General features: G+C 70.5%; 17 protein-coding genes and 1 pseudogene. 10 read left to right on the top strand and 8 right to left on the bottom strand.

Going from position 1 to position 24122, the window contains the following annotated elements; genetic code table 11:
* Positions 1 to 61 precede the first annotated feature (61 nt).
* From AB0F13_RS20825 to AB0F13_RS20810, 4 genes are all read left to right on the top strand, one after another.
* Entirely contained in the window at positions 62 to 1285 is a 1224-nt protein-coding gene (locus tag AB0F13_RS20825) for a GDSL-type esterase/lipase family protein (protein ID WP_362084166.1), read from the top strand.
* Between the two features lie 160 nt (positions 1286 to 1445).
* Positions 1446 to 5135, top strand: a complete 3690-nt coding sequence (locus tag AB0F13_RS20820) for a hypothetical protein (RefSeq protein ID WP_362084163.1) — start codon at positions 1446 to 1448, stop codon at positions 5133 to 5135.
* Positions 5136 to 5138: 3 nt separating this feature from the next.
* Positions 5139 to 9383, top strand: coding sequence for a hypothetical protein (locus AB0F13_RS20815; RefSeq protein ID WP_362084160.1), 4245 nt, complete (start codon positions 5139 to 5141; stop codon positions 9381 to 9383).
* 173 nt (positions 9384 to 9556) lie between these two features.
* A complete protein-coding gene (locus AB0F13_RS20810) occupies positions 9557 to 10456 on the top strand; it encodes an NAD(P)-binding domain-containing protein (protein ID WP_362084157.1) in 900 nt (299 codons plus the stop codon).
* Positions 10457 to 10475: 19 nt separating this feature from the next.
* On the opposite strand, the gene AB0F13_RS20805 is transcribed toward AB0F13_RS20810, so the two are convergent.
* Together AB0F13_RS20805 and AB0F13_RS20800 are read right to left on the bottom strand one after the other, a co-directional pair.
* The gene (locus tag AB0F13_RS20805) at positions 10476 to 11522 is read right to left on the bottom strand and encodes a methyltransferase (RefSeq protein ID WP_362084154.1); all 1047 of its coding nucleotides are present in this window, start codon (positions 11520 to 11522) and stop codon (positions 10476 to 10478) included.
* 132 nt (positions 11523 to 11654) lie between these two features.
* Positions 11655 to 11978: a multidrug efflux SMR transporter gene (locus tag AB0F13_RS20800; RefSeq protein ID WP_362084151.1), complete on the bottom strand. Its 324-nt coding sequence runs from the start codon at positions 11976 to 11978 to the stop codon at positions 11655 to 11657.
* Positions 11979 to 12291: 313 nt separating this feature from the next.
* On the opposite strand from AB0F13_RS20800, the gene AB0F13_RS20795 reads away from it, so the two are divergent.
* Positions 12292 to 12603, top strand: a complete 312-nt coding sequence (locus AB0F13_RS20795; RefSeq protein WP_362084148.1) for a YkvA family protein — start codon at positions 12292 to 12294, stop codon at positions 12601 to 12603.
* Between the two features lie 273 nt (positions 12604 to 12876).
* Here AB0F13_RS20795 and AB0F13_RS20790 read toward each other — a convergent pair whose 3' ends face one another.
* Positions 12877 to 13572 (bottom strand): SDR family NAD(P)-dependent oxidoreductase, encoded by a 696-nt coding sequence (locus AB0F13_RS20790; RefSeq protein ID WP_362084145.1) that lies wholly within the window; start codon positions 13570 to 13572, stop codon positions 12877 to 12879.
* Positions 13573 to 13705: 133 nt separating this feature from the next.
* On the opposite strand from AB0F13_RS20790, the gene AB0F13_RS20785 reads away from it, so the two are divergent.
* Positions 13706 to 14563, top strand: coding sequence for a helix-turn-helix transcriptional regulator (locus AB0F13_RS20785; RefSeq protein WP_362084142.1), 858 nt, complete (start codon positions 13706 to 13708; stop codon positions 14561 to 14563).
* A gap of 3 nt (positions 14564 to 14566) precedes the next feature.
* On the opposite strand, the pseudogene AB0F13_RS20780 reads toward AB0F13_RS20785, so the two are convergent.
* Positions 14567 to 14869: pseudogene (locus tag AB0F13_RS20780) on the bottom strand (MFS transporter); the annotation flags it as partial.
* Between the two features lie 328 nt (positions 14870 to 15197).
* Here AB0F13_RS20780 and AB0F13_RS20775 point away from each other — a divergent pair.
* Positions 15198 to 15494 carry a hypothetical protein gene (locus AB0F13_RS20775; RefSeq protein WP_362084139.1) on the top strand — a complete coding sequence of 99 codons (297 nt, stop codon included), beginning with the start codon at positions 15198 to 15200 and terminating at the stop codon, positions 15492 to 15494.
* 988 nt (positions 15495 to 16482) lie between these two features.
* Here AB0F13_RS20775 and AB0F13_RS20770 read toward each other — a convergent pair.
* The gene (locus AB0F13_RS20770; protein ID WP_362084431.1) at positions 16483 to 18138 is read right to left on the bottom strand and encodes a CocE/NonD family hydrolase; all 1656 of its coding nucleotides are present in this window, start codon (positions 18136 to 18138) and stop codon (positions 16483 to 16485) included.
* Between the two features lie 177 nt (positions 18139 to 18315).
* Here AB0F13_RS20770 and AB0F13_RS20765 point away from each other — a divergent pair, with 177 nt between their 5' ends.
* Positions 18316 to 19032 (top strand): TetR/AcrR family transcriptional regulator C-terminal domain-containing protein, encoded by a 717-nt coding sequence (locus AB0F13_RS20765; protein WP_362084136.1) that lies wholly within the window; start codon positions 18316 to 18318, stop codon positions 19030 to 19032.
* A gap of 503 nt (positions 19033 to 19535) precedes the next feature.
* Here the strand turns inward: AB0F13_RS20765 and AB0F13_RS20760 are convergent.
* Positions 19536 to 19889, bottom strand: coding sequence for a zinc ribbon domain-containing protein YjdM (locus tag AB0F13_RS20760; RefSeq protein ID WP_362084133.1), 354 nt, complete (start codon positions 19887 to 19889; stop codon positions 19536 to 19538).
* A 378-nt stretch (positions 19890 to 20267) separates the two neighbouring features.
* Here AB0F13_RS20760 and AB0F13_RS20755 point away from each other — a divergent pair, with 378 nt between their 5' ends.
* Positions 20268 to 20540 (top strand): hypothetical protein, encoded by a 273-nt coding sequence (locus tag AB0F13_RS20755; RefSeq protein ID WP_362084130.1) that lies wholly within the window; start codon positions 20268 to 20270, stop codon positions 20538 to 20540.
* A gap of 261 nt (positions 20541 to 20801) precedes the next feature.
* On the opposite strand, the gene AB0F13_RS20750 is transcribed toward AB0F13_RS20755, so the two are convergent.
* The gene (locus tag AB0F13_RS20750) at positions 20802 to 21293 is read right to left on the bottom strand and encodes a macro domain-containing protein (RefSeq protein WP_362084127.1); all 492 of its coding nucleotides are present in this window, start codon (positions 21291 to 21293) and stop codon (positions 20802 to 20804) included.
* Positions 21294 to 21796: 503 nt separating this feature from the next.
* The gene (locus AB0F13_RS20745) at positions 21797 to 22786 is read right to left on the bottom strand and encodes an esterase family protein (RefSeq protein ID WP_362084124.1); all 990 of its coding nucleotides are present in this window, start codon (positions 22784 to 22786) and stop codon (positions 21797 to 21799) included.
* A gap of 305 nt (positions 22787 to 23091) precedes the next feature.
* Between AB0F13_RS20745 and AB0F13_RS20740 the strand changes: the two genes are divergently transcribed.
* Positions 23092 to 23991 carry a DUF3626 domain-containing protein gene (locus AB0F13_RS20740; RefSeq protein WP_362084428.1) on the top strand — a complete coding sequence of 300 codons (900 nt, stop codon included), beginning with the start codon at positions 23092 to 23094 and terminating at the stop codon, positions 23989 to 23991.
* Positions 23992 to 24122 lie beyond the last annotated feature (131 nt).

The following is a 24122-nucleotide window of genomic DNA, read 5'->3' as shown; positions in this document are numbered from 1 at the left end:
CATGGGCGGGCGGTGGGAAAACCACTGGGCGGACCCTGCATCCGGCCAGCAGAATGCAACCATGAACGACCGGCTCGACGACGTCCCCGGCGCCGCCACGGCAGCACCGGCGACGGACTGGATCACCACGCCCATCACCGTGGACCTCCTGCGCGGCGCCCTGGATCTGGAGCGCACCGAACACGGGGTGCTGCCACACCGGCTGCCCGCCCGGGCCCGCGCACAGTGCGCCGACGGGCAGCTGGCCATGGCGGAGGCCCAGCCCTCCGGCGTACGGCTGGTGTTCCGTACCCGGGCCACCGCCGTCGAGCTGGACGCACTGCGCACCAAGAATGCCTACCAGGGCGCCCCGCCCCGCCCCGACGGCGTGTACGACCTGCTCGTCGACGGCCGGCCGGCCGGGCAATCCGGTGTGACCGGCGGCAACGTCCTGATGGTGGACATGACCACCGGGTCCGCGGAAACCCGGCCCGGCCCCGTCGGCACCGCCCGGTTCTCCGGCCTCCCCGACCGCGTCAAGAACGTCGAGATCTGGCTGCCGTACAACGAGATCACCGAGCTGGTCGCCCTGCGCACCGACGCCCCCGTCGAGCCCCTGCCGACGGGGGACCGCAAGGTGTGGCTGCACCACGGCAGTTCGATCAGCCACGGCTCCGACGCCGCGAGCCCCAGCACGACCTGGCCCGCGCTGGCCGGCTCCCTCGGCGGCGTGGAACTGACCAACCTGGGCCTGGGCGGCAGCGCCCTGCTCGATCCGTTCACCGCCCGCGCCCTGCGTGACACCCCCGCGGACCTGATCAGCGTCAAGATCGGCATCAACCTCGTCAACACCGACCTGATGCGACTTCGCGCCTTCGGCCCCGCGGCGCACGGCTTCCTCGACACCATCCGCGAGGGCCACCCCACCACTCCGCTCCTGGTCGTCTCGCCCATCCTGTGCCCCATTCACGAGGACACCCCCGGCCCCAGCGCCCCGGACTTCAGCAACCTCAGCGCGGGAAGGCTCCAGTTCCGGGCCGCGGGCGACCCCGCGGAACGGGCCGGCGGGAAGCTGACCCTCAACGTCATCCGGGACGAACTGGCCCGTCTCGTGGAGCAGCGGGCAGCCGACGACCCGAACCTGCACTACCTCGACGGCCGCGACCTCTACGGGGAGGCGGACTTCGCCGAACTGCCACTGCCCGACCAGCTCCACCCGGACGCAGCCGCACACCGCCGCATCGGCGAACGCTTCGCCGCCCTGGCCTTCGCCTCCGGCGGCCCGTTCGCCGACGGGCGCGCCTGAAACGGCGTGGGCCGCTGCCGTAAGAACGCTCATTCGGCCTAATGGGCGGTGCGCTGTTCGGGGTATGTGACATGTGGTACCCGGCCGGTCCCGGTGATGTCCCGGACCGCAGTGCTCACTTCACGAGCACCCGCCCGGCGTACGGCAACAGGGGGGCGAGATGAGTACACCCGCACCGATCCGCGTTCTGCGCGGAACCGACCTCATGGACCTTTCCTTCGGCTTCCCCGGGCTGAAGTTCGATGACACGACGGGGAGGCGGCGGCTGGTTCGCGCGGACCCTCAGCGGGACGGCCTGCTGGTCGTCACATTCGGTCCGCAGCATGTGGTGGAGCAGGCGTTCAACGACCAGGTGCCGGGCGAAGCCAGGGACTTGCCGGTGGATTCGCTCATCAGCGGCAGGAGCGTGCTCGTCTTCGAGGTCGGGCCGCAGGACTCCGTCGACTACACCGAGGACGGGCTCCTCGACGCCATGCGCAGGCTCCCGCTGCGTGTCGTCGACGCGGCCCGTGAGCCCGAGACGGCAGTCGGCATGACGATCCGGCCGGCAGGTGACGCGGCGGAGGGGACGGCCGGTGACGCCGGTGAGCGCGACAGTCAGGACCCGGACCCGGCGGTCAGGACCATCGCCCTGGTCCGGCTGCTGCGCACCACCGCCGAACTGACGGCACGATACGGCCTGGATGCCACCGTCGCGGCCGCCGCCGCAGCCGGAGCGGTGATCGAGACGTCCGTCCCCGGGACCCCCACGGACGCGGCGGCAGCAGCAGGTCCCCAGGACCCGCTCGCCGATCCCGACCACCCGAATACGGGCATCGAACTGCCCTACCGGCTCTACCTTTCGCCCTCACAGAAGGGTCGTTGGACCCACCGCGGGGCGATCGACAACCCTGGGCCGGGCGAGCGTGTCGAGCTGTGGCACACACGGCTGAACGGCGCGAAGGTGCGCGCCGTGTGGGACAGGGAAGGGGGGCGGGGCCCCGGCCCCGCCGAACCTCCGCCCCCCTTCCGGCAGGCGCTGCTGCCGGAGGACCGGCACGACATCGTGGAGCTCACGTCCAACGCGGCACTGGTCAAGCCCGACGGGAAGCCCTATGCCCCCAAGCCCGTCGACGTGGACAATCTGATGCTCTCGGCCGTCGGCGGCTGGCTGGACAGCCTCGGAACATGGCCCGAGCGGCCCAGGGGCATCTCCCTCTCGGAGTGGCGGCACCGCGCGACGACGGGCCGGGACCACTACGTCAGGGTGATGCGGGAGGGATACCTGGCTCCGTTCGGGCACAAGGCGGCCTACGTCAGGGTCACCGAGCGTGAATTCGACGACCCTCGCGGTGCCCGTCTGAACCAGCGGGAATTCGTCGTGGTCCGCCAGCCCCTGCGTACCTACGACCCCGCAGTCCGCCTGCCGGCCGGCTCCGAGGCGACCAGTCCTCTGGCGAACATGCTGTTCCCGTTCACCAGCGTGCGCATCGACACCGTGGTGACACCGGATCTCGTCCCGCCCGCGGACCGGAAGAAATTCTTCCCCGCGACGCGCTCCGAGAGCCCGTACCAGTTCAAGGTCACGGCCGTCGACCACGGCGGGCGGATCGTGGAGTTCCGTACACCGCTGCAATTCCTGGACGAGACCAAGGCGTCCGGCAGCGAACTCGCCGCCGCCGTATCGGAGTACAACGGCAAGGACATGAATCCCCCCACGGCCGCGACCACCGCCGCTGCCGTCGAGCTCCCCGCCGAGACGAGCGCCGCCCTGCTCGGGCAGTCCGTGGCCCTCGCGCCCACCGCCAAGCCCGACGACACCCGGCTCGACGTCGCCCAGATGGTGTGGGGCATGGCGGCACCGCCCGCCCTGGCCGATACCGCTCCCGCCGATCCGGCCGTCTCGAAGAACGCCCAGTTCCTCCCGCAGCTGCGCTGGGCCTACGCCGACGTGCCCGCCGTGAGCCGCCTCACCGGCACCGCCACCACCGTGCCGGTGGGCTACGCCGAACGCTATGCCCTCTCCGGCTTCGACCTGATCGGCGACCCCGTCCGCAAGGCCAACAAGGGCCAGGTCTTCCTGAACCTGCTCACCCCCGCCAACGCGCCGCTGACAATGGACTTCAGCAACCAGAGCGACCGTTCCGGCGGGCTGGCGGCACCCAGCATCATCGTGGCGGGCCTGTCCCGCCTGACGGGACCCGTCTCGGGTGTCGCGGCCGCCGTGGGCAAGGATCCGCTCGAACTCATCGCGAACGGCACGTTCCAGCCGGACCAGTTCTTCCGCCCGCTGGACCTCCTGGACAAGGTCGGCCCCAATCTGCTCGGCCTGATCCCGCTGGCGAAGGTGATCAAGCTGGTGGAGGGGCTGGACAAGCCCCTGAAAGTACCGAACTTCTTCACCGAGACCATCACCGCCGTCACCGGTTTCCTCTCCGACCTCAGCCGTGTCCGCGAGCTGATCAGCCACGAGATCGACCGCTATCCGGCCGCGGCGCGCCGCGTCGTCGACGCCGCGGAGAAGTTCGTCGGGACCGTCGGCGACTTCATCGCCCAAAGGCTCCCCGGGCGCACCGAGCCTCCTACGACCACCATGCAGCACGTCGACGACGCCTTCAACGCCTTCGCCGCGGCGCTGACCGACCTGCTGGGCACCCTGCCGGCCGATGCCGACCCCGGCGTCAGGGCCCTGCTGACCCGGGTCCAGCAGCAGGTGGCGACCTGGACCACCGCCGCCGGAGGCGTCATTTCGCTCCGCCAGGCCGTGGAGAAGGCAGCCCTCGGCGCCAAGCTCCCCGAAACCGTCAACGCGCGCCTGGAATGGAGCCCGACGATCCAGAAGTACCCGTCGGACGACCCGGTCTTCGTGCCGGACGCCGACGGCCGGTTCTCCATCGTCGTCGACCTGCGCGGATCGCTGCGCCGGGACCTGTCCGCCGGGGCCGATGTCACCTGCAGCCTGGAGAGGTTCAGCCTTCTCCTGGTGCCCTCGTTCAACGCCCTGCGGCTGTCGTTCAAACACGTCCGCTTCAGCGCACGCGCCGGCAAGAAGCCCGACATCGACGTCGTCCTCAAGAGCGTCGACTTTATCGGGCCCCTGTCCTTCGTCCAGACACTGCGCCGGCTCATCCCGGTCGACGGCTTCAGCGACCCGCCGGGCATCGAGGTCACCCCCTCGGGCATCACCGCCCGCTACGCCCTGCCGCTGCCGAACCTCGCCATCGGGGTGTTCAGCCTGGAGAACCTGCGCCTGGGCGCCTACCTCGACCTTCCCTTCGTCGGCCGGACCGTGGAGATCGGGTTCTTCTTCTGCACCCGGCAGGCCCCCTTCCGCCTCACGGTCTCCCTGCTCGGCGGAGGCGGCTTCTTCGGCATCGTACTGACCCCCGAGCGGGTGGCCGTGCTGGAGGCGGCCCTCGAATTCGGCGCCGCACTGTCGATGAACTTCGGAGTCGCCAGCGGAAGCCTGTCGGTGATGGCAGGCATCTACTACCGCCTCGAACTCGCCTCGGGGAAGTCCCGGCTCACCGGCTACTTCCGGGCCCGGGGCGAAGTCGACGTCCTCGGCATCATCTCCGCCTCCATCGAGATCTGCCTGGAGCTGACCTTCGAACCGCCGAACACGGTCTCCGGCCGGGCCCGGATCTCCATCAGCGTCCACATCGGCTTCTGGTCGCAGTCGGTCACGATCGAATGCGAGAAGCGGTTCGTGGGCTCCGGAAGCTCACTGACCGTACTGACCGGTGAGGCGGCCGATGCCGGCCGGCCGGTCACCTTCGCCGAAATGATGGCGCCCTACACCGACCCGGTCACCGGCATCCGGCGCGACCCCGTCGCCGAGTACTGCACCGCCTTCGCGGAAGTGAGCTGACCCATGCCCGAGACGATCCGGTGGACCGTACTGCCCGACGGGCAAGCCGCCGACGGAAAGCTCCGGCTGACCGTCCTGGTCAGCCCGCGCCTGACCGGAGGGGCCACCCTCAAGGCATTCCCCGGCTTCAGGGACTGGCCCGCGACCCTTCGCGCCTACGCGGCCGCCCTTCAGGTGGAATTCAAGGGGCCCGGCGGGACCGTGGTGGTGCCCACCGAGCCACGGACCGGCCGCTTCCCGCCGGCCGACAGTGCACTGTGGCCGCAGCTGTTCGGCCCCGAGACGAAGGTGAACGGGCCCACCGGCGCCCTCGCCGCCGGGCCCGCCGGGCCGCCCACCCTGCGCTCCTTCCCCAGCAAGGCCGTCCACGAGCAGATCAGCACGCTGTACGAGGCCGCGGTCACCGCCACGGCGCGGCGCCGGGCGTTTCCCGCCGGCGGTGGTTCCCAGGAGCTCGGCATCGTCGGCGCCACCGCCACTGAAGCCTCCTCGGCGCAGGGCAGTTGGGACCATCCCCAGCCGCAGGACCTCCTGTCCAACCTCACGGGCACCATCAGGACCTTCTCCAGGGAGGTCGCCACCAGTTACGGCCGGCTCGACGACCTGATCCACGGCAGGACCGGCAATGACGAGCCGGCCGCCACCCAGGCCGTGAACCCCTACCGGCCGGTGTACATGGATCGCACCAAGCGCCAGTACCACGACGACCACGCGCTGCTCGGCCTCGCGGAGATGTACCGGTTCTACGACCGGGCGACGCCGCCCCGCACACCGACGCCACCGGCCCGCCGGGACGACGGGGCCACCGCCGAGCCTGCCCCTGCCCCCCCGACGCCGCCGGACCTCGACTTCCACGCGGCCTGCGCCCTGCTCGCGGACTACCCCGAACTGCTGCGCCGCTTCGGCCTGGCTCTCGACCTGCTGGTCACACCCCCGCCGGGGCTCGCCGACCAGTGGCAGGCGCGCGTGACCTTCACCGCCGCGCAGGGGCAGCTCAACGTCGACGAGAGCCTGCGGCCGTGGACCGCACTGCGCTGTGCCCAAGGCCGGCGCTTCGAGGCGTACGCGGCCGACGACGGGCTCCACGGCCACCGGATGCTCAAGCTGGGCGTCGACGAGGTCCACACCCTCGACCTCGACGTGGACGGCGCGGCGATGAAGTACGTGGAGTTCTCCCGCATCCTCGACCAACTGCTGACCCGGGCGGGCGATCCGGCCAAGGCCGCTGCCGGCGACCCCACGGCACTGCCCGCGCTGCACGGGGCGGGCCTCACCGTCCTCTACGAGGGCCGTGACTCCTCGCTGGCCGACCAGATGGAGGCCGACGCCCGCCACACCGCCGGTGTCGGCCCCGACGGCCGGACGCTCACATCGGCGGTTCTGGACGCCGCCCATCTGGTCCGCGGCTACCGCGTAGACGTCGGGGTCGTCGACGATGCGACAGGGCGCGTCGCCGCATGGTTCCCGCTGTGCGCCCGTACCGGCGACTACGCCATCAGGCGGGCCGGCAAGCCCCCCGTCCCGATCGCGGCAGCCCCCGACGAGGGCCACGTCAAGGCCACCGCCGTGACCTGGGACAAGACCGGCGCCAACCAGCTCTTCGTCCACCAGGCGCTCTTCGGCTGGCACGGCTGGAGCCTGGCCGCGCCACCGCCCGGCCGCACGATCGGCGCCGACAACCAGCCCCAGGTGCCCCACCCGGAGATCTCGGACGCGTTCCCGCTGGACACCAAGTTCCGGCCGACCGCCGGGACCCTGCCCGCCCTGCGCTACGGCCGCACCTACCGGCTGCGCGCCCGCCTCGTCGACCTCGCCGGCAACAGCCTCGCCCCGGAGGCCCCGGCCGTGGAGGGCACCGCGACCGACCCGGTCACCTACGCGCGGTGGGAGCCCGTTCCGCCGCCCGCGATCGTACCGAAGTGGCCCTTCCTGGAAGGCGAGTCCGAACCCCGGCTGGTGATCCGCAGCACCGTCGACGAACACGGCGCGCCCATGTCACCGCTGGAGTGGGCTACGCGGAGGAACGGCGAAGTACCGGACCACGAAAGGGGTGATCCGCTCGACGGGCCCGACCGGCGCTACCGTTCCTTCGACGAACGGCACCTGAGCCCGCCCAAGTCCTCGCTCCTGATGGCCGAGCAGCACGGGAAGTACGACGGAGTCTTCGGGCCCGGCAAGCCGGACGCCGTACGCCGCGAGTACTTCGCCGCGGCCTCCCGTGAGGACGGCACCTACCTCGACACCGTGGTCCGCCTCGCCGAGGATCCGCGCATCACCCGAGACCTGAAGGCCACGCACAAGATCCACGTCGTCAAGCACAACCCGCACGACACCTCACCGCTCACCCAGCTCCCCGTACAGCGCGGCAGCGGACTCCAGCAGGGCGAGTACGTCATTCACGACTCCGAGCAGCTGCTGCTGCCCTACCTGCCCGACGTCCTGGCGCGCGGCGTCTCACTGCGCGGGCTGCCGGGCGCGAACCCCAACGAGACGTACGCCTTCGCAGGGACCTGGCCGCAGGCCCGGCCCCTGCGGCTGAGGATCGAGGAGGGCAACGGCCCGCCGGCCTCGTCGCCCAACGGCGTCGTGACCGTCTTCCTGCCCAAGGGGGAGACCGCGACCGTCCGCATGAGCTGCCGGGTCGACGCCGCGGACCTCGACGTGTTCCGCATCTGGCAGCTCCTGACCGGCTCGCCGCTGTGGAACGATCCGGTGCGGCTGCCGCAGCAGAAGAAGGACGAGCTGACGGCCGCGGCGGCGGCCGGCGAGAACTGGATGATCACCCCATGGGTGGACGTCACCCTGACGCACGCCGTGGAAAGGCCCCTGGAGCCACCGGCCCTGGGCGAGCTGACGTTCCTCCGCGAGGCCGGGAAGACCTTCGCCCAGATCCTCGGCACCGTGCACTCCCACGCCAGGAGCACCGGCCGGATCGATCTCGACGCGACGTGGACCGAGTGGCATGACGATGTCACCGAGCCCGCACCGCAGCAGATCACCGGACACGCCCACGTCGGCGAGGTCACGGTCGAGCCCTTCGAGAGCGAACTCCGGCTCGGCGGTTTCGGCCACGAGGTCCGCCACGAGTTCCGCGACACCCGGCACCGCAACATCACCTACACCCCGACCGCGACCACCCGCTTCCGGGAGTACTTCCACCCGGCGATCACCGACCGGACCGAGCTGATCACCAGCGAGGGGCCGGTGAGTACCGGGCCCTTGGGCAGCGGCTGGGCGGTGCCCAGCACCCGCCGCCCCGAGCCGCCCGAGGTGAGCCACATCGTGCCCACCTTCGGCTGGAAGCGCACCGTCGACCGCGCACGGCACCAGGTCACCCAGGTCCGCGGGCATGCCGGAATCCGGGTGTATCTCAAGCGCCCCTGGTTCTCCTCGGGTGACGACGAACTCCTCGCCGTCGTCCTGGACCCGGGCAGCCACCTGCCGGCGGAGCTGGTCACCCGATGCGGCATCGACCCGGTATGGGCGGACGACTCCGTCCTGCCCCGGCTGAGGCCCGGCAACTTCCCGAACGCCGCCCGCACCGCCACCGGGGTACTGGCCGAGCACGTCGGCGACGATCCGGTGACCGTGCCGCTCGCGCTGTTCCCCCCGGTGTTCGACCCGCGACCGGGGCTGTGGGCCTGCGACATCGACGTGGACCTCGGAGACCTCGCCGACAGCCCCGCCTACTTCCCGTACCTGCGGCTGGCCCTCGCCCGCTACCAGCCCTGCTCCGTCGACCCCCTCCACCTGTCCAAGGTGGTCCCCTCGGAGTTCATCCAGCTGCTGCCCGACCGCACGGTCACCGCCGCCATGACGACGAGCGGCCAGTTCCACCTCGAGCTGAGCGGCCCGGCCGCCCACAACGCCGTGGGCGAACTCGTGGGTACGGGCCAGGCCGCGATGGCGGCGAGCCGCCGCGTCGTCGCCACGGTGCAAAGGCGCGGCAACGGCGCCGGCGAACTGGAGTGGACGGCGGCCGGCACCGCCCTGGAGCTGACCTGCACCGCACGAGGCACCGGCTTCGTATGGTCCGGCGACCTCGCTCCGCCGGCCACGACATTGCTCACCCAGTACCGCCTCCTGATCGAGGAGTACGAGACCTACCTCACCGACCGGTCGACGGCCACCGGCACCATCACCGTCAACGGCACCGCGAAGCCAGTGGCCCGCCGGCTCGTCCACGCCGACTACTTCGGCCTGAGCGTGTCGATCCTGGGCCGTATCGTCCTGGAGGAACCGGTGTAAGTGCGGTTCCTCGAACAGCTCGGTGTCGCGGTCGACTTGCGATGACCGCGGGTGCCATCGCCAGCTTCGCCCCGCTTCTTCTGGGAATGAGTGGATGAATCCCATGAGGGAAGAATCAGGTAGAGGCGCCATCCGTGGGCAGTCGCCTGTTTTCTACGAATCCGGGAGGACATGTGAGTGCCGATGTGACCGTCCTCGGTCTCGGGCCGATGGGCTCGGCGCTGGCCGGTGCGTTCGTCGCCGCAGGGCACCGTACGACCGTGTGGAATCGCACGCCCGGCAAGGCGGACCCCCTGCTCCGAAAAGGCGCCGTCGAGGCCGCGTCGGCCGGTGCGGCCCTGGGTGCCGGCCCGCTGACCGTGGTGAGCCTGTCGACGTACGAGGCCGTGCAGGAGGTCCTTCGCCCCCTGGCCGGTGAGCTCGCGGGCCGGACGCTGATCAATCTCACCTCGGGGCCACCGGTGTGCGCACGGGAGATGGACGCCTGGGCCGAACACGCCGGCGCCGCCTACCTCGACGGCGTGGTCATGACGACCCCGTCCGGCATCGGCAGCCGGCACTTCCTCCAGCTCTACGCCGGCTCGCCGACGGTCTTCGAAGAGCATCGCGAGACGCTGGCCGCCTTGGGCGACCCGGTGTACGTGGGCGCCGACACGGCCCTGCCATCCGTGTACGACACCACGCTGCTGTGCCAGATGTGGTCCACGCTCACCGGCTGGCTGCACAGCGTGGTGCTCATCGGCGCCGACGGCCCCGGCGGCAACGTGACGGCGACGCAGTACACCGAGGTGGCCAATCGCTGGATGGACACCGTGCGCTTCTTCATGGATGCGTACGCGTCCCAGGTCGACTCGGAGCAGTATCCCAGTGGTGACTTCCCGCTGGATCTCCACCGCGCGACGATGGGGATCCTCACCCACGCCAGCGAGCTCCGCGGAGCGGACACCGGCATGCCGGAGCTCTTCACCGCGTTGACCGAGCGGGCGATCGCGGCAGGTCACGGCAACGACAGCTACGCGCGTCTGGTGGAGTTCGTGCGCCGGGAGGGCCGGCCGGGAGCGGCACCGGCCTGACCCGGAACGGGAGAGCTGCTCACTTGCTCGCGATCACCATCGACTCGGGCCCGGCCAGGTGCCGCACCTGGCTCGCACGGAACCCGGCCTCCGCCAGCCAGCCCCGGCAGTCGGCGCCGGTGTACTCAAAGCCGCCGGGTGTCTCCAGGAGCATGGTGAGGCTCATGAGCAGCCCGGCGACGTTCTCCCGGCGTTCGTCGTCGATGAGCGTCTCGTAGATGATGAGCACGCCGCCCTCCGGCAGCGCTTCGTACGCCTTGCGCAGCAGCGTCTTCGCCCTGGGCAGGGCCCAGTTGCTCAGGATGTGACCGAGGACCAGCACGTCGGCCCCGGGCAGCGGTTCGGCGAAGAAGTCACCGGCGCGGAAGGAGAGCCGGTTGGTGAGGCCGGAGGTCTCGAGGCGGTGCTGGAAGCCGGGGCCCACGGCGGCCAGGTCGAAGCCCGTACCGCGCAGGTGGGGATGGCGTTGGAGCAGGTACGTCAGCACGGTGCCGTCGGCGCAGCCGATGTCGGCGACGGTGCGGTGGGGGGCCCAGTCGAAGGCCTCGGCGAGGGCATGGGCGGAGCGCAGGGACAGGCCGGTCATGGCCTGTTGGAAGGCATCAAGGCGGTCGGAGTCGTCGTAGAGACCGGCGTAGATGCCCTCCTCGCCGGCCGTGATCCCGTTCTGCGGGTCTCCCGTGCGCAGGCCCGCGTCGAGCCTTCCCCAGAGGTCGTACATCCTGGCGTCGCTCATCTCCAGGAGACCGCCGAGGTAGGCGGGCTCGCCGCGGACGAGGTAGCGGGCCGCGGCGGGGGCGTTCGCGTAGCGGCCGTCGGTGCGTTCCAGGACTCCCAGAGCGACGAGGGTGTCGAAGTAGTCACGGGAGGAGCGCGGGTGCAGCCGCAGCCGGGCCCGTAGTTCCGCGCCGCTCAGCGGGCCTTCGGCCAACTCCGTGAAGAGGCCGAGGCGGGCGGCGAGGAGCAGGACCTTCGACGCCATGAAGCTTGTCGCGATCTCCAGGAGACGGTCGATGTCAGGGCCGTGCTCCGGGTCCTGCTCCGGATCGGGGTGCGTGTCGCTCATGGGTCCCTCGCAGGGCGTTCGCAGGGATATGTTTGGACATTTCTGAACTACCCACCACACGCCCGGTTCAGGCCCCCGCACCGCTGCGACCGCAACCCCGCTCGCGCCACCCGGCCGGCCGCCGGTCCGCGATCAGCGGGCGCCGCCCATCTCCAGTGCCATCACCCCTCCCGCCACCAGCGCCAGGCCACCGATCTGCACGGGGGTCAGCCCGTCCCCGAAGAGCACCGTGCCGGCCAGCGCCACCAGTGCCACCCCCACAGCCGCCCAGATCCCGTAGGCGATCCCGATCGGCATGCCCCGCTTGAGCACCAGCGACAGCAGAACGAACGCCGTCACGTACCCCACCGCCAGTACCACTGTCGGCACGATCCGGGAGAAGCCCTCCGACATGCGCAGGCAGACCGTCCCCGTCACCTCCGCCAGGATCGCTCCCGCCAGCAGCATCCACGTCATGGCCGCGTCTCCTTCGTCCGCCGGGGAAACGGGACGTTTCCTCCCGACAGTGTGGGCGCGCGGGAACGCGACACCCGCCCGCGGCGCTGACGGTCAGCCGAAGGGATGAGGGGTGCCGCGTCCTGCGGTGTACATCGGCGTCGGTGTCCCTGTTCCCACCGGCACCGGCTGTGCAGGAGCCGGTGCCGACGCGGATGAAGAGGGCGGTAGCGCCCTCCTGGACAACCCCGATCAGCTCTGCGTGATGACGGCACCGCCCCGTCCCCGGCGAGTCGGTGAGAACCAGGGCCGCCGAGCGGGGTAGACGGTAGGCATGAGCAACGCATGGTGGGGTGTTGTCGGCGTGCTGGCCGTCCTGGCCGCGGCGACGGTCGTCGCAGCCGTGGTCGTCACCGTGCGGCTCTTCCGGGCCCGACGGCTGCTGCAGGACGTCGGCGTTCCGGGGAACAGCAAAGTGATGTTCTGGGGTGCTCTTCTCTACCTCCTCTCGCCCGTGGACCTGGTTCCCGACCCGGTCTACCTGGATGACATCGGATTTCTGCTGCTGGCCCTGCGCTCCCTGCACAAGGCCGCCGACGCGGCGGGCATGGCCCGCGAACGGGACGAGCGGAGGCCGGCACGCTGACCACCGGATCTCCTGCGTCCGGTGTGCGGCGTGGGCCACCACCGCGTCGTTCGTGTACGGGTCACCTTCACGGTGACACCGCGCTGATCAACCGCAGTGGCCGTCGGGTCGCGGGGGTGGGCGGCGGCGAAGTGCTCCCGGGGGTCCCGTGCAGGACGGCACCGAGCTCAGCGGTGGACCACGACCGCAGGACGAGACGGTCGGTGAACGAAAGCGGCGCAGTTCTTCCGTTCGACGCCACGGTTTCCTTCTCCCCGGGTGGAGTCGGCCCGGTTACCAGACGACCGGGCCGGCCGTGTCGAAGAAGCCGCCGGTCGGGCCGTCGGCTCCGATGGCGGCCATGCGGACGATGATCTCCGCGCCCTCCTCGACGCTGTTGGTGCCCCGGTGGCCGTTGAGGTCGGTGGCGGTGTAGCCGGGGTCGACAGCGTTGAACCGAATGGCGGGGTACGCCTTGGCGTACTGCGAGGTGACCATGACCAGCGCCGTCTTGGAGGAGTTGTAGTCCAGCAGCGCCACCTGGAACTCGACGCGGCCCGGGTCGGCGGTCGCCGCCACAGAGCCCAGACCGCTGCTGACATTGACGACGACGGCGGCGTCGCCGGCCTTCAGGAGCGGCAGGAAGGCATGCGTGACACGCACGACGCCGAAGACATTCGTGTCGTAAGTGGTCTGCATGTCGGCCCCCGTGACCTCACCGACCGGCTTGCCCGCGCCCCCGATCCCGGCGTTGTTGACCAGGACATCGAGGCGGCCGGCGTCCTCGCGGACGAATGCGGCGGCAGCCTTGACGGAGTCCTCGTCGGTGACGTCGATCTGGACGAAGCGGGCGCCGAGTCTCGCGGCCGCCGCCTGACCGCGCTGGGCATCGCGTGCCCCGACGTAGACGGTGTGCCCGGTCTCAACCAGGCGGCGGGCCGTCTCGAATCCGAGGCCCTTGTTCGCTCCGGTGATCAGTGTGGTGGTCATGCGCTCACTCCGGTGATCGGTGGGTCGGTGATGCCTCCACCCTCATCGCGCCGCGTACCGACAGGCAGTACCCGCATGTGCCTGTGGACTGCCAGTACCAGGTTGTCCGGGCGCGAGGCCGGATACTGGGAGCATGAGTGAATCCAGGGCACTGGGCAGGGCACTGCGCGGCTGGCGCGACCGCACGGCCCCCGCCGCGGTCGGACTGCCCGCCGGCGGAGTACGGCGCGCCGCCGGACTGCGACGCGAGGAACTGGCGCAGCTCGCCGACCTGTCGGTGGACTACATCGTCCGCCTGGAACAGGGCCGGGCCACCTCCCCGTCCCCGCAGGTACTGTCCGCGCTGGCCCGCGCCCTGCGGCTGTCGACGGCCGAGCGCGAGCACCTGTATCTGCTCGCGGGCCAAGCGGTGCCGGGCCCCGGGCAGCTGTCGGCCCACATCCCGCCAGGGGTCCGAAGGCTGCTCGACCAGTTGGACGGCGCACCGCTCAGCGTGCATGACGCGGCCTGGAACCTGATCCTGTGGAACCCGTTGTGGGCCGCCCTGTTCGGGGACGCGTCCGCTCAGCGCGGACGCGAGCGCAACATCGTCTGGCGCCACTTCGCCGGCCTGCCCGGCCGGGTCAGCCACACCCCCGGGCAGGAGGCCCGCTTCGAGGCGGCCGTGGTCGCCGATCTCAGAGCGGCGACCGCCCGCTACCCCACCGATGCCGGCCTGCGCTCCCTGATCAGGGAACTGCGGGCCACTAGCACCGACTTCGCACGCCTGTGGGACACCGGGATCGTGGGAGTCCACGAGACGGACACCAAAACAGTCCACCACCCCGATGCCGGAATACTCACCCTCGACTGTGACGTCCTCATGGTTCCCGGCAGCGATCTACGCATCGTCGCCTGCACCGCCGCCCCGGACAGCGACGCCTCCGAACGCCTGAGGCTCCTCGACGTCATCGGCACCCAGGCCATGACCGAGTACAGCACCCCGGCGTAGCAGTCAGCCGCGCCGCACACGACGCCCACGGCGACCTGGGGCAGCAGCGTCGGCGGCAGGTTCCGGTGGTGCGGTGGCCGACGGCTGGACGGTGGCGGCTTCGAGCATCTCCGGCTCGTGCAGAGTGCGCGGGAGAAGCCGGCCGAGGGCGGGCAGCGCGATCAGCGGTGCGAGGGCGGTCTGCAGGGAGGTGGCATCGGCGATGGCACCGACGAGCGGGCTGGCGATGCCGCCGATGCTGACGGTCAGGCCCAAGGTGACGCCGCTGGCGGTGCCCACGCGCCGTGGCAGATAGTCCTGGCCGAGGGCAGCAGCATCCCGTGAAGACCTGGCTGAGGTTCTGCGGGGGCAGGCAGACCGTGGGCACCCTCCCGCAGCGCCGACACCACGGCGCTCAGCTTTCCTGAACTGCCCCAGCCGAACTCGGCCCCCGCGAGGGCGACGGTGACAGGGGCGTGGCCCGGCGCCGGGCCGGGCGAGCCGACGGCTGGGGGGAGGTGCGGCGATCGGCGGCAACGGCGCGGGCAAGGGCACCCTCCTGCGGATACTCGCGGGGGCGCTGCCCGTCCAGCGTCGGCCTTCTGCCGCGTCCTCGGGCATCGGGCCCGGTGAAGCCCGAGGCTAGAATCGTGTCATGATCATGCCGGTGTTCTTCATGCTCCTCGGGGTCGCAGCGACCGCCTTCGGTATCAGCTGTGTCCTCAACATCCGGGGCATCTCCTCAGCGCTGTCCCAGCAAGCGAAGGCTCGCAGTGAACGGGTCTACAGGGGACTCGGGGGCCAGGGCACCATCGGAGGATTCGACGGCCTGGGAACGCCGGCCGGTCTTGCCGCCGGTACCAGCATTCTTCGGTACCGCGTCCTTGGCGCACTGCTCACCCTGGTCGGCCCCATTCTGTGCTTCGCGTCCTACATGATCCTCAGCCACTAGCAGGCCGGACCTGGAAGGGGGCAATAGCCTCCCCGTAGGGTGATCAACGATTCGGGCGGCCTCGCCCACAGGTACGTGGCGATGCGGCCCGTCCCCGGAGCTGACAATCGCCGGAGACAACCGCAGACAACCGGAGACCCGGCGCGATACCCGGCCCCGTCGCCGAACGCGCGGCGTGGCTCGGGTGAATTCCTTCACGGGCGCTCCGAGCGGCTCCCCGACGGGCTTCCCGGTCTGGCCGACTCCGACCGAGGACTGCTCGTTCTGCCCAAGGAATGCGATGTGGACGGGCGCCCGGCGGCGGTGACGCTCCGTACCCACAGCACCCGGGTCTCCCCGTCCGGCACCTCGCACCGTGCCGTCGCCACGCTCGACACGCGCGACGTCGCGAAGATGCTCCTCGCCGCGGCCGGTCGGGGGATGCGGAAGGCCGGGTGCGTACCTGCCGCGGCTCCGCGGCTCTCCTCACCCTTCCCTGGCCGGCTCCCTGTCCGGAGCCGGACCGGCGGCGACAAGCACGTGCAGATCCGTCACGTGCAGATCTGTTCGGTGACCATCGAGGTGCGGGGCGGAGAACCGACGCTCGCCGGGCGGTTCGTGATGGTGAGCGGGCTGCCGCGGCTCGAGGCGCTGTTCGACGGCATGACCGGCGAGGCCCCGTCCGCCGCCGCCTGGCGTGGCAAAGGGCGGCTCGGCCCCGAGCGCGCTGTCGTGCGCGCCGACTGCGGCGGCGCCGGGGCCGTCTTCTTCCAGCGGCCGGGTGAAGGGATGCAACGGGCGGCCTCGCCCGGGCCGGAGCGGGCCTTTGCGAACGGGGTCGACGCAGGGACCCGGCGGGCCGTGTGCACGCCGGTGGCCCCGGCCAACGCAGGGACCCGGCCGACCGACCGCCCCGGTAGGCGACGCCTACCGCCGCCAGATGAAGCGGCAGCGGCTCGGATGCCGATGTCCCACCACCGTCCCGGTCTGCCGCTGCACCACTCCTCGATCAGCCCTCGGCCTCGGTCTGTCGTCCCGGCGCCGGGTTGTCGAACGTCGACGGACTGCGTACCTGGGCTTGGCGGGGAAGAGCCAACGCTGAGCCCGTGTGCAACGTGATGCGTACCGGCATGAGGCCGGTGGCATCGGCCGGCATCTCCCCGGTGCCGGGATTACGGGCGTAGCGCGGGTGGGCACCTCCGCTGATCTGCAGGCGAATGCGGTGGCCGGTGGCGAAGCGGTGGGCGGTGGAGCTCATCGGCACGCTGACCTCCGAGGCTGCCTGCCCAGCAGTCCGCAGCCGAGCCAGCCCGTCGCAGACATTGGTGGAACGGCCTTGTGCGTCCACATCGCACAGGCGGGCGAAGACGTCGGCGTATCCGGTGTCCGTGGAGACGCGCAGCCGTGCGGAGACCGGGCCGAGGATGTCGACGGGCTCGGTCAGTGGCAAACCGGTGAACGTCAGGACGTCCTGTCGTGTCTCCAGGGCGCTGTTGTCGCGGGGCCCGCCGGCGCGTGAGAGCAGAGGCCCGCCCAGGGACGGGGTGGGGTCGGCCGGGTCGTAGCGGAAGGACGCCAGCGGTGCGGAGCCCGCGGGGATTTGCTGGGTGAGACGCCCGTCCGGGGTGGGGAACCAGGAAGCCGTGCCCGGGGACAGCGGCCAGTCGTCGAGGTCCCGCCACGCCTGTTCGCCGCCGACGTGCACGCGCACTCCGGTGGGGCGCAGGCCGGAGGGGTCGTCGCACAGGTGCGCGCGCAGCCATGCGAGGCTCTCGGCGAACACCTCGGGCCAGCCCTGCTGGAGCGCGGAGGTGTGTGTCCAGGGGCCGACGAGCAAGGAGGTCTCGCATCCGGCCCGACGCAGCCGGCCGTACTGCTCGAAGGTCTGGTCGGCCAGCGCGTCATGCCATCCGGTGATCAAACTGGTGGGCACGCCCAGCCGCTCCGCTGCCTTCCCCAGGGACGCGCCGTGCCAGTACGGGTCGGCGGCGTCCGGGTGCGTCATCACGCCGTCCAGCCAGGGCACCTCCCCAAGGGCGGACACGTACGCCCCGCGCAGCGGTTGCGCGGTGGTGATCTCGCTCAGACGGCGCTGCAGGCGCAGCATCGCCCTCACGAACGGCACCATCCCCTGATGCTGGTACGTCATGCCGACGCCGACGGTGAGGGCGTTCTCCAGGCGAAGCGCACCGCCCGTGTGGAAGAGGGCATGGGGATCGTGCAGGCCGACCTGCACCACCATCGCCTTCAGTTCCGGCGGCGGGTCGAGGGCGAGCGCCCATTGCGTGTAGCCCAGGTAGCTGGGGCCGACCGTGCCCAGTGTTCCGTTGAACCAGGGCTGCTTCCGCAGCCAGGACACCGTCGCCCGGCCGTCGGCGGCCTCGTTGCGCCACAGGTCGAACCGACCGCCCGATCCGCCGGTGCCGCGGCAGCTCTGCAGGACCACGTGGAAGCCGTGTTCGGCGAAGAGCATGCCGTACATGGGTGACCACGGCAGGCCCCTGCCGTAGGGCGAGCGCACGAGAAGGGTGGGGAAGTCGCCCTCGGCGCGCGGGAAGTAGTGGTCCGTGAGCAAGGGGCTGCCGTCGGCGGCCGGTACCACGAGACCCGGTTCCCAGCCGGCTTCGTGCCGCTTGGCCGGGAGGCCGCGCCACGTCGCCCTCATCATCCGTGAGGACAGCGGCGGCCTGCCGGCCGGTGTGGGCCGGTCGTGCTTCGATGCGACGTCGTGCGTGTGCGCTGTCATGGTCCCCCTCCAGTGTTTACGTACAGTGTACGAGAATAGGGGATGCTTGGATGGTCCCGGCAACCCCCGACGGCCAGGAGAGGAACAGGTAGGAACGTGACCCGTCGCGACGGGACCGGCGCCACAGGCGTCGATCCCCAACAGCTCTGGCTGAGCCCCGGCCAGTCCGGCAGAGGGCGCAAACCCTCCTTCAGCCGCGAGGAGATCACGGCCGCAGCGGTCGCCCTGGCGGACGCCGAGGGGCTGGAGGCGGTCACCATGCGGCGGGTCGCCTCCCGGGTCGGGGCCGGCGTCATGTCGCTCTACAGCTACGCCCCCGACAAGGAGACGCTGCTGGAGCTGATGGTCGATCGCGTCAGCGGCGAACTTCCGACGGCAGATCCATTCACCGGCGACTGGCGTACCGATCTGAAGGCCATCGGCCACCACCAGCGCGCCCTCATGCTCCGCCACCCCTGGCTCCCCGCCGCGCTGCACGCCCGCCGAACACTGGGCCCGCACACGCTGGCCTTCCTGGAGCGCGCACTCGCCGCCCTGCGGCCCACCCGCCTGGACGGCGCCGCGAAACTGGAGGTCTTCGCCCAGCTCACCGGATTCGTCGCTGCGCACGTCGCCCACGAGATCGCGCAGGCCACAGCCGCACAATCACCCGACCGGGCCGCAGCCGAAGCCCGCTACCTCGCTGCTGTCGCCGCGGACGGCCACCACCCGGAGCTCGCCGAAGCGCTCTCCGCGCCCGGACGCCCCCTCAACCCCGAGGCTACGTTCACCCGATTCCTCAACCGCCTGATCGACGGTCTCGACACCGACTGACTCCGCCCGCGCCCCCGCCCCCGCCACAGGCATGCATCGAAAACACCCGGGACGGCCGTAGCGGGAGTCAGGTCGCGATCCCAGGGGTCGGCTCCGGCCGGATAGCCGCCGGGGCGGGGGTGTTGCTGCCCAGGGGAGTTGCGTAACCGGTAACGGTCGTCAGAGATGCCTCATGACCGTCCGGCCACCACGGGAACGGCCCAGGAACACTTGCCCCATCCCTCCGCCACCCAGGCGCGCCAGCGGACGGTACGGGCCCGGCCTCGCGTGGATCAGTGGGCAGCAAAGGCCTCATCAGGCTGTGCCCCCCCGTTGATACGGCACGTAATCGCTGTCCCAGATGCTTGCAACAACAGACCTGATTGCGCAGCAGCATGACGTGCCAGCGGCTGCAACAGCCGTCAGAGTAGGGGTGGTTCACTGCTGTATCCCACCGCCTTGGCAGGGCATTCGGTGTCGGCGCGCGATGGGCTCCGCTCGCCCTTGACCGTGCCGGTATCAGGTCATGCCTTTCTGACGACGCTGGACTTGAGCTGCATGGCACCGAAGCCGTCGATCTTGCAGTCGATGTCGTGGCCGTCCACGCCTTCCATGAGGCGGATATTGCGCACCTTGGTACCCGCCTTGATTCCGGTCGGACTGCCCTTGACCTTCAAGCTCTTGATCACTGTGACCGTGTCGCCGTCGGCGAGTACATTGCCGACCGAATCCCTGATCACACCGCCCCCGGCGTCGCTCACCGGCTCCGCGGACGAGAGTGACCACTCATGCCCACATTCCGGGCAAATCAGGAGTGCGCCCATTTCGTAGGTGTACGCACTGGAGCACTGGGGGCACGACGGCAAGGTTTCGTTCATCCGAAGAGTGTAAGAGCCCCGCCGACGGCCGGACGGCACTCCCCGCAGCGGGGGTGTCCGGCTCGACGGCAGTCGCCAGGTGTCCTGGGCCGCCCCCCGGCGCCTGAGCCGCTCGACGACGTGGGCGCCAGCAATGAGCAGGTGATCTCCGTCGGCCTCCGTCGGCCTTTGGGTCGGCTGGTCCGACCGGACCGGCTGACGGTTCAAGATCTCAGGCGCGCGCATAGGGGCCGGTCAGCAGGGTCTTGGGTGGCCTGGCTAGCATGATCGCGAACGTATCTCTGATGTGTTCGCGACAATCAACGTTCGCCCGACAGGGCACTCAGGAGGGAGACTTCCTTGAAGCTCACCGCGTTGCGCCAGGCCGTAACGGCGTCTGTGGCCACTGCTTTCCTCGTCGGCGGGATGGTGACCGCCACCACTACCCCCGCGTCCGCCGCCGGCGGAAACTACAGCTGCGGCAACTGGAAGCAGACGGTCCACTCCTGGAGCGCGTCCTGCACCGTCAAGAGCGGTCAAGCGCGCTCGATCACCGACTGCAGCAACGGCAAGACGATCTACGGCAAGTGGGTGGGCCGCGGACAGTGGAGGTTCGGGGGTGAGTGCGGCATCTACTTCGTGGTCGCCCAGGACACCCGAGGACGCGGCTAGCGCCACATGACGCGAGGGCCCGCCGAGTCGTCGGCGGGCCCTCGCGTCGTACGCGGAGGCCCTGGCCGGTGGGGGAGAGTGCCCGCACCACGACGCCTGCCCGGATGCGAGGCGAGCAGGGGGCCGCCTGGCAGCACGTTCAGCGCGTTGCCCCTACCCGGCTCCGGGACCGGGGCGCGCGGGCGCACGTAGGGAGCAGCGGCGTCCGGGCGCGCCGGCCGGTGGGAGAGGGCCTTCCGCAACCGGCACCCTGCAGAGCCGTTAGGGAATGTCGTAGACGGTGGTGGCGATTCCGCGCGTCGCGAGGTGGGTGATGAGCAGCGGTTCGATGCGGTCCCAGGTGCCGCCGGCGAGGCCGCATCCGATGCGGGGCAGGTGTGCGGACGCTCCCAGGCGGGTGCAGTGCGTGACGAGCGTCGTCAGCGCGGCGGTGATCGCCTCGTAGCGGATCGGGGCATCGGTTCGGCCACGACGGGCGATCCCGTGCTGTCCGATCATGTTCGCCACCCATATGCCGTCCTCGACGGGCACCAGCTGAACCGCGCCCAGGGCGAAGTCGTTGCCCGGGCGGCCGCGTTCGCGGTACCAGGCCCGGTAGGCAGCCTCGGGAGCCTGCCAGCGCCGGGAGACGGCGGTGACGAAGCCGCGCCCCCACCCGCCGGAGTCGTTGCAGACATGCGCGATCACCTTCGGGCCGCTGCTGCCTGCCGGTGCGGTGGCGTCGCCCACCGCGTACTGCACCATGCTGATCATGAGCCCACCGTACGAGCCCCCACTGACACCCGGGAGGGACGGCGCGCCCCTGCCCAGGCCGGGCAGGGAGCCAAAGCCTGTCCGACGGCTCGCGCGACCAGGCGCCTCCGAAGGCCGCCCGGTCGCCCGACCCGCCGGGCAAGCGCCGCGGGTGGCCGGTCCTCGAGCCGCGCGGAGTGCGCGCCCGGTTCGCGTGCGTCATCGGCGCCCGGGGGCGGTCGCGGTGGAGGCCGACCTCCGTCATCGCGCGAGGCGTCCAGCGCGGCGGCGGTGTCCGCACCGTGGCACGTCGTTCCGATCATGTCGCCGGTCCCGCAGCCGCTCGCGCCATGGAAACTGCCTGGAGCTCGTAACACGATCACGCTGACCGCTGCCGGTCGAGCGTGACCGGTTACGCGCCCCCACCAGTCAACTGTTCCTGTTCCCGCGCGAGGCCGGCCGACTTTTCCGCGCGAGGCCGATGGACAGCGGTGACTGTGCCCACGCGGCTGCGCATCGCTGGTCTACGCTTTACGGAGCCGGTCGATGACGCCGTTGATGTCACGCTCGAGCAGATGGCGGCGGACGAAGTGTCCGCCGGGCTCTTCGTACGACTCGTGCGGGATGCCGACGCTGTCAAGACGGGCCCGGAACTCCCGCTGGCCTGCCAGGACATGGGTCTCGTTGAGCGAGTCGAACGGGTTGGTCGGGTCGGGACTGGTACCGGCGACCAGGAAGATCCGCTTGTTCCGGTAGCTGTCGATGCGCTCCATCGGGTTGTCGGCGCTGACCCTGGCCTGGTCCCAGAACGGCACTCCGTAGATCGTGCCGCCGGCCAGCTCCACGGCCGCGGAGGACACGTTGGCCCAATGGACGACTGCGTTGTTGTCGCGGCGCAGGCTGGCCGGGCCGGAATGGGCGCTCACCGAGGCGAAGTGGCCGTAGTACTTGGCCGCGTACTTCAGCGCGCCGAAGCCGCCCATCGAGAACCCTGAGACGGCACGGCCGTCGTACTCGGCGTACGTCCGGAAATTCGCCTCGATCCACGGGAGCAGCTGGCCGATATGGAAGGTCTCCCAGTTCCGGGGGCCGGTGTTGGAGTTGACGGGGTTGGAGTACCAGCCCGCGCGTCCGCCGTCGGGCATCACAACGATGACCGGCTTTCCAGCGGTCAAGTCGCGGATGGCGTGCAGGCGGTCAAAGGTGATGAAGTCCTCGTTTCCTCCGTGGAAGAGATAGAGGACAGGGTAGGTGCGTCCGCTGGTGTGGTAGTCGTCAGGGAGCAGGACGTTGACGCCGGGATCCCAGCCGATCGCGTCGGTCGCGAACCGGTAGTACCACATGCGGGGGTCGCTCTCGTTGCGGTCCTTGATGCGCAGCCCGAAGCCGTCGTCGGCTGCACTGGCCGCCGACGCTGCCGCAAGAATGCCGCCGCCGCCAAGAGCCATCGCCGCGGAGATTCCGCCGACGGACTTCAAGACACTTCGGCGCGTGAGGCGGTGCTCGCTCAACATGACCTCCTGGTCGGGAAGTGGCACAAATTGATTGCAGGGCATCGAGCGGTCTCGGCACGCGCTCCTCCGGCTGGAGGGACGGGCAGGTCGCGAGGCGAAGACGAAACTGCTGACTCCTGCGCAACGCTAGCCACAGCGGATGAAATCTTGATGAGACAAAACCCGGCACGGGGTGTGAACACCCTTTGGCGCGGGAGATTTGAGGTCATCTCGATTGGCGGGCAGAGGCGGATGCTGTCCGCGACATGCCGGAGGCGGGAGCAATCCGTGTGCGCCGGTTGATCGGCGTGGGGGAGACTGCGTGGATGAGTTCCGAAGCCCTCCAGACGCCGCAGATGCGGGCCCTTCGCCATATCGCGGAGCTGTCGTCCGGTCCCCCGATGGATCCGGTATTGCGGGTGACCCTCAATTTCCACCCGGATCGTCCGGTGCACGGCAAGCCGATCCTGGACGCCCTGGCCGACGACGGCGTCTACCGCTCGCAGTTCGTCACGGGGACAAGCAACGGCGGCCTGACCGCCCACCCCGGCGGAGACCGGTGGCGCTGGGAGAGCCGGATCTTCAACCGGGCCTACGACGCGCCCGCTCATGAGCGGCCCGTCTACGGAGCACTGAACTTCCGCCACAAATCGGTCGGCGCAGCACCGCGGTTCGGCTCCGCCCACTTCCGGCTGACCGCCCGGACGCAGGCGCGGACCACGTTCTGCTACCCGGACAGCTTTCTGGAACCATCAGACTTCGGTGTCGCAGCCCGCATGGGGCTCATCAAACTCGCCCAGGCCGATGGGCAGGACGCCCTCGACGACTATATCGAGGCACAGGTGCACGGGCCGGTCCGCTTGGACCGCGATGTGGAGGCACTGGTCTTGGATCCCTGCTTTCAGGGAACGGTCGTCGAGGACGCTGCCCTGCGTCTTCCCTGTCCTGTGGAATGGCACCCCGGCTTCCGGCTCACGGTCGACGAGCTGCGCCGTCACCCCGGCTACCGCGGCCAGGAGCACGTCGACTTGGGCACGCAGATCGCTGTCGAGGGCCGGCTCGATCCTCGCATCCTCGGAGAAGCCGCACGCACCAACCGTTACGACCCGCAGGCGGTCAAAAGGGTGTGGCACTACCTGGCACGTTTCGGGACACCACGGCAGTCCCCCGACGAACAGATGGGCCCGGTACCGGTGAAGGGCGTAGCACTCGATAGCCCTTGCTGAGGAACTGGCGCCGGAGAGGCTATGACCGTTGTTCCGGGCTGGGAGGCCGCCAGCCACGACGCGACCGTAGGCGGCGGCCGCGAGCGAGCGGACGACCGCGCGATACTCGCCGCGGTCACCGGACCTGCACG

This window comes from Streptomyces sp. NPDC026206, from assembly GCF_040638465.1.
Taxonomy (GTDB): Bacteria; Actinomycetota; Actinomycetes; order Streptomycetales; family Streptomycetaceae; genus Streptomyces.
The sequence above is the reverse complement of the archived record's forward strand: the minus strand, read 5'-3'. Positions and strand labels throughout refer to the sequence as shown.

Coding starts and splice junctions, on each gene's coding strand:
- AB0F13_RS20825 (WP_362084166.1), top strand. CDS start 62: ATGAACGACCGGCTCGACGACGTCCCCGGCGCCGCCACGGCAGCACCG.
- AB0F13_RS20820 (WP_362084163.1), top strand. CDS start 1,446: ATGAGTACACCCGCACCGATCCGCGTTCTGCGCGGAACCGACCTCATG.
- AB0F13_RS20815 (WP_362084160.1), top strand. CDS start 5,139: ATGCCCGAGACGATCCGGTGGACCGTACTGCCCGACGGGCAAGCCGCC.
- AB0F13_RS20805 (WP_362084154.1), bottom strand. CDS start 11,522: ATGAGCGACACGCACCCCGATCCGGAGCAGGACCCGGAGCACGGCCCT.
- AB0F13_RS20800 (WP_362084151.1), bottom strand. CDS start 11,978: ATGACGTGGATGCTGCTGGCGGGAGCGATCCTGGCGGAGGTGACGGGG.
- AB0F13_RS20795 (WP_362084148.1), top strand. CDS start 12,292: ATGAGCAACGCATGGTGGGGTGTTGTCGGCGTGCTGGCCGTCCTGGCC.
- AB0F13_RS20790 (WP_362084145.1), bottom strand. CDS start 13,572: ATGACCACCACACTGATCACCGGAGCGAACAAGGGCCTCGGATTCGAG.
- AB0F13_RS20785 (WP_362084142.1), top strand. CDS start 13,706: ATGAGTGAATCCAGGGCACTGGGCAGGGCACTGCGCGGCTGGCGCGAC.
- AB0F13_RS20775 (WP_362084139.1), top strand. CDS start 15,198: ATGATCATGCCGGTGTTCTTCATGCTCCTCGGGGTCGCAGCGACCGCC.
- AB0F13_RS20770 (WP_362084431.1), bottom strand. CDS start 18,138: ATGAGGGCGACGTGGCGCGGCCTCCCGGCCAAGCGGCACGAAGCCGGC.
- AB0F13_RS20760 (WP_362084133.1), bottom strand. CDS start 19,889: ATGAACGAAACCTTGCCGTCGTGCCCCCAGTGCTCCAGTGCGTACACC.
- AB0F13_RS20750 (WP_362084127.1), bottom strand. CDS start 21,293: ATGATCAGCATGGTGCAGTACGCGGTGGGCGACGCCACCGCACCGGCA.
- AB0F13_RS20745 (WP_362084124.1), bottom strand. CDS start 22,786: ATGTTGAGCGAGCACCGCCTCACGCGCCGAAGTGTCTTGAAGTCCGTC.
- AB0F13_RS20740 (WP_362084428.1), top strand. CDS start 23,092: ATGAGTTCCGAAGCCCTCCAGACGCCGCAGATGCGGGCCCTTCGCCAT.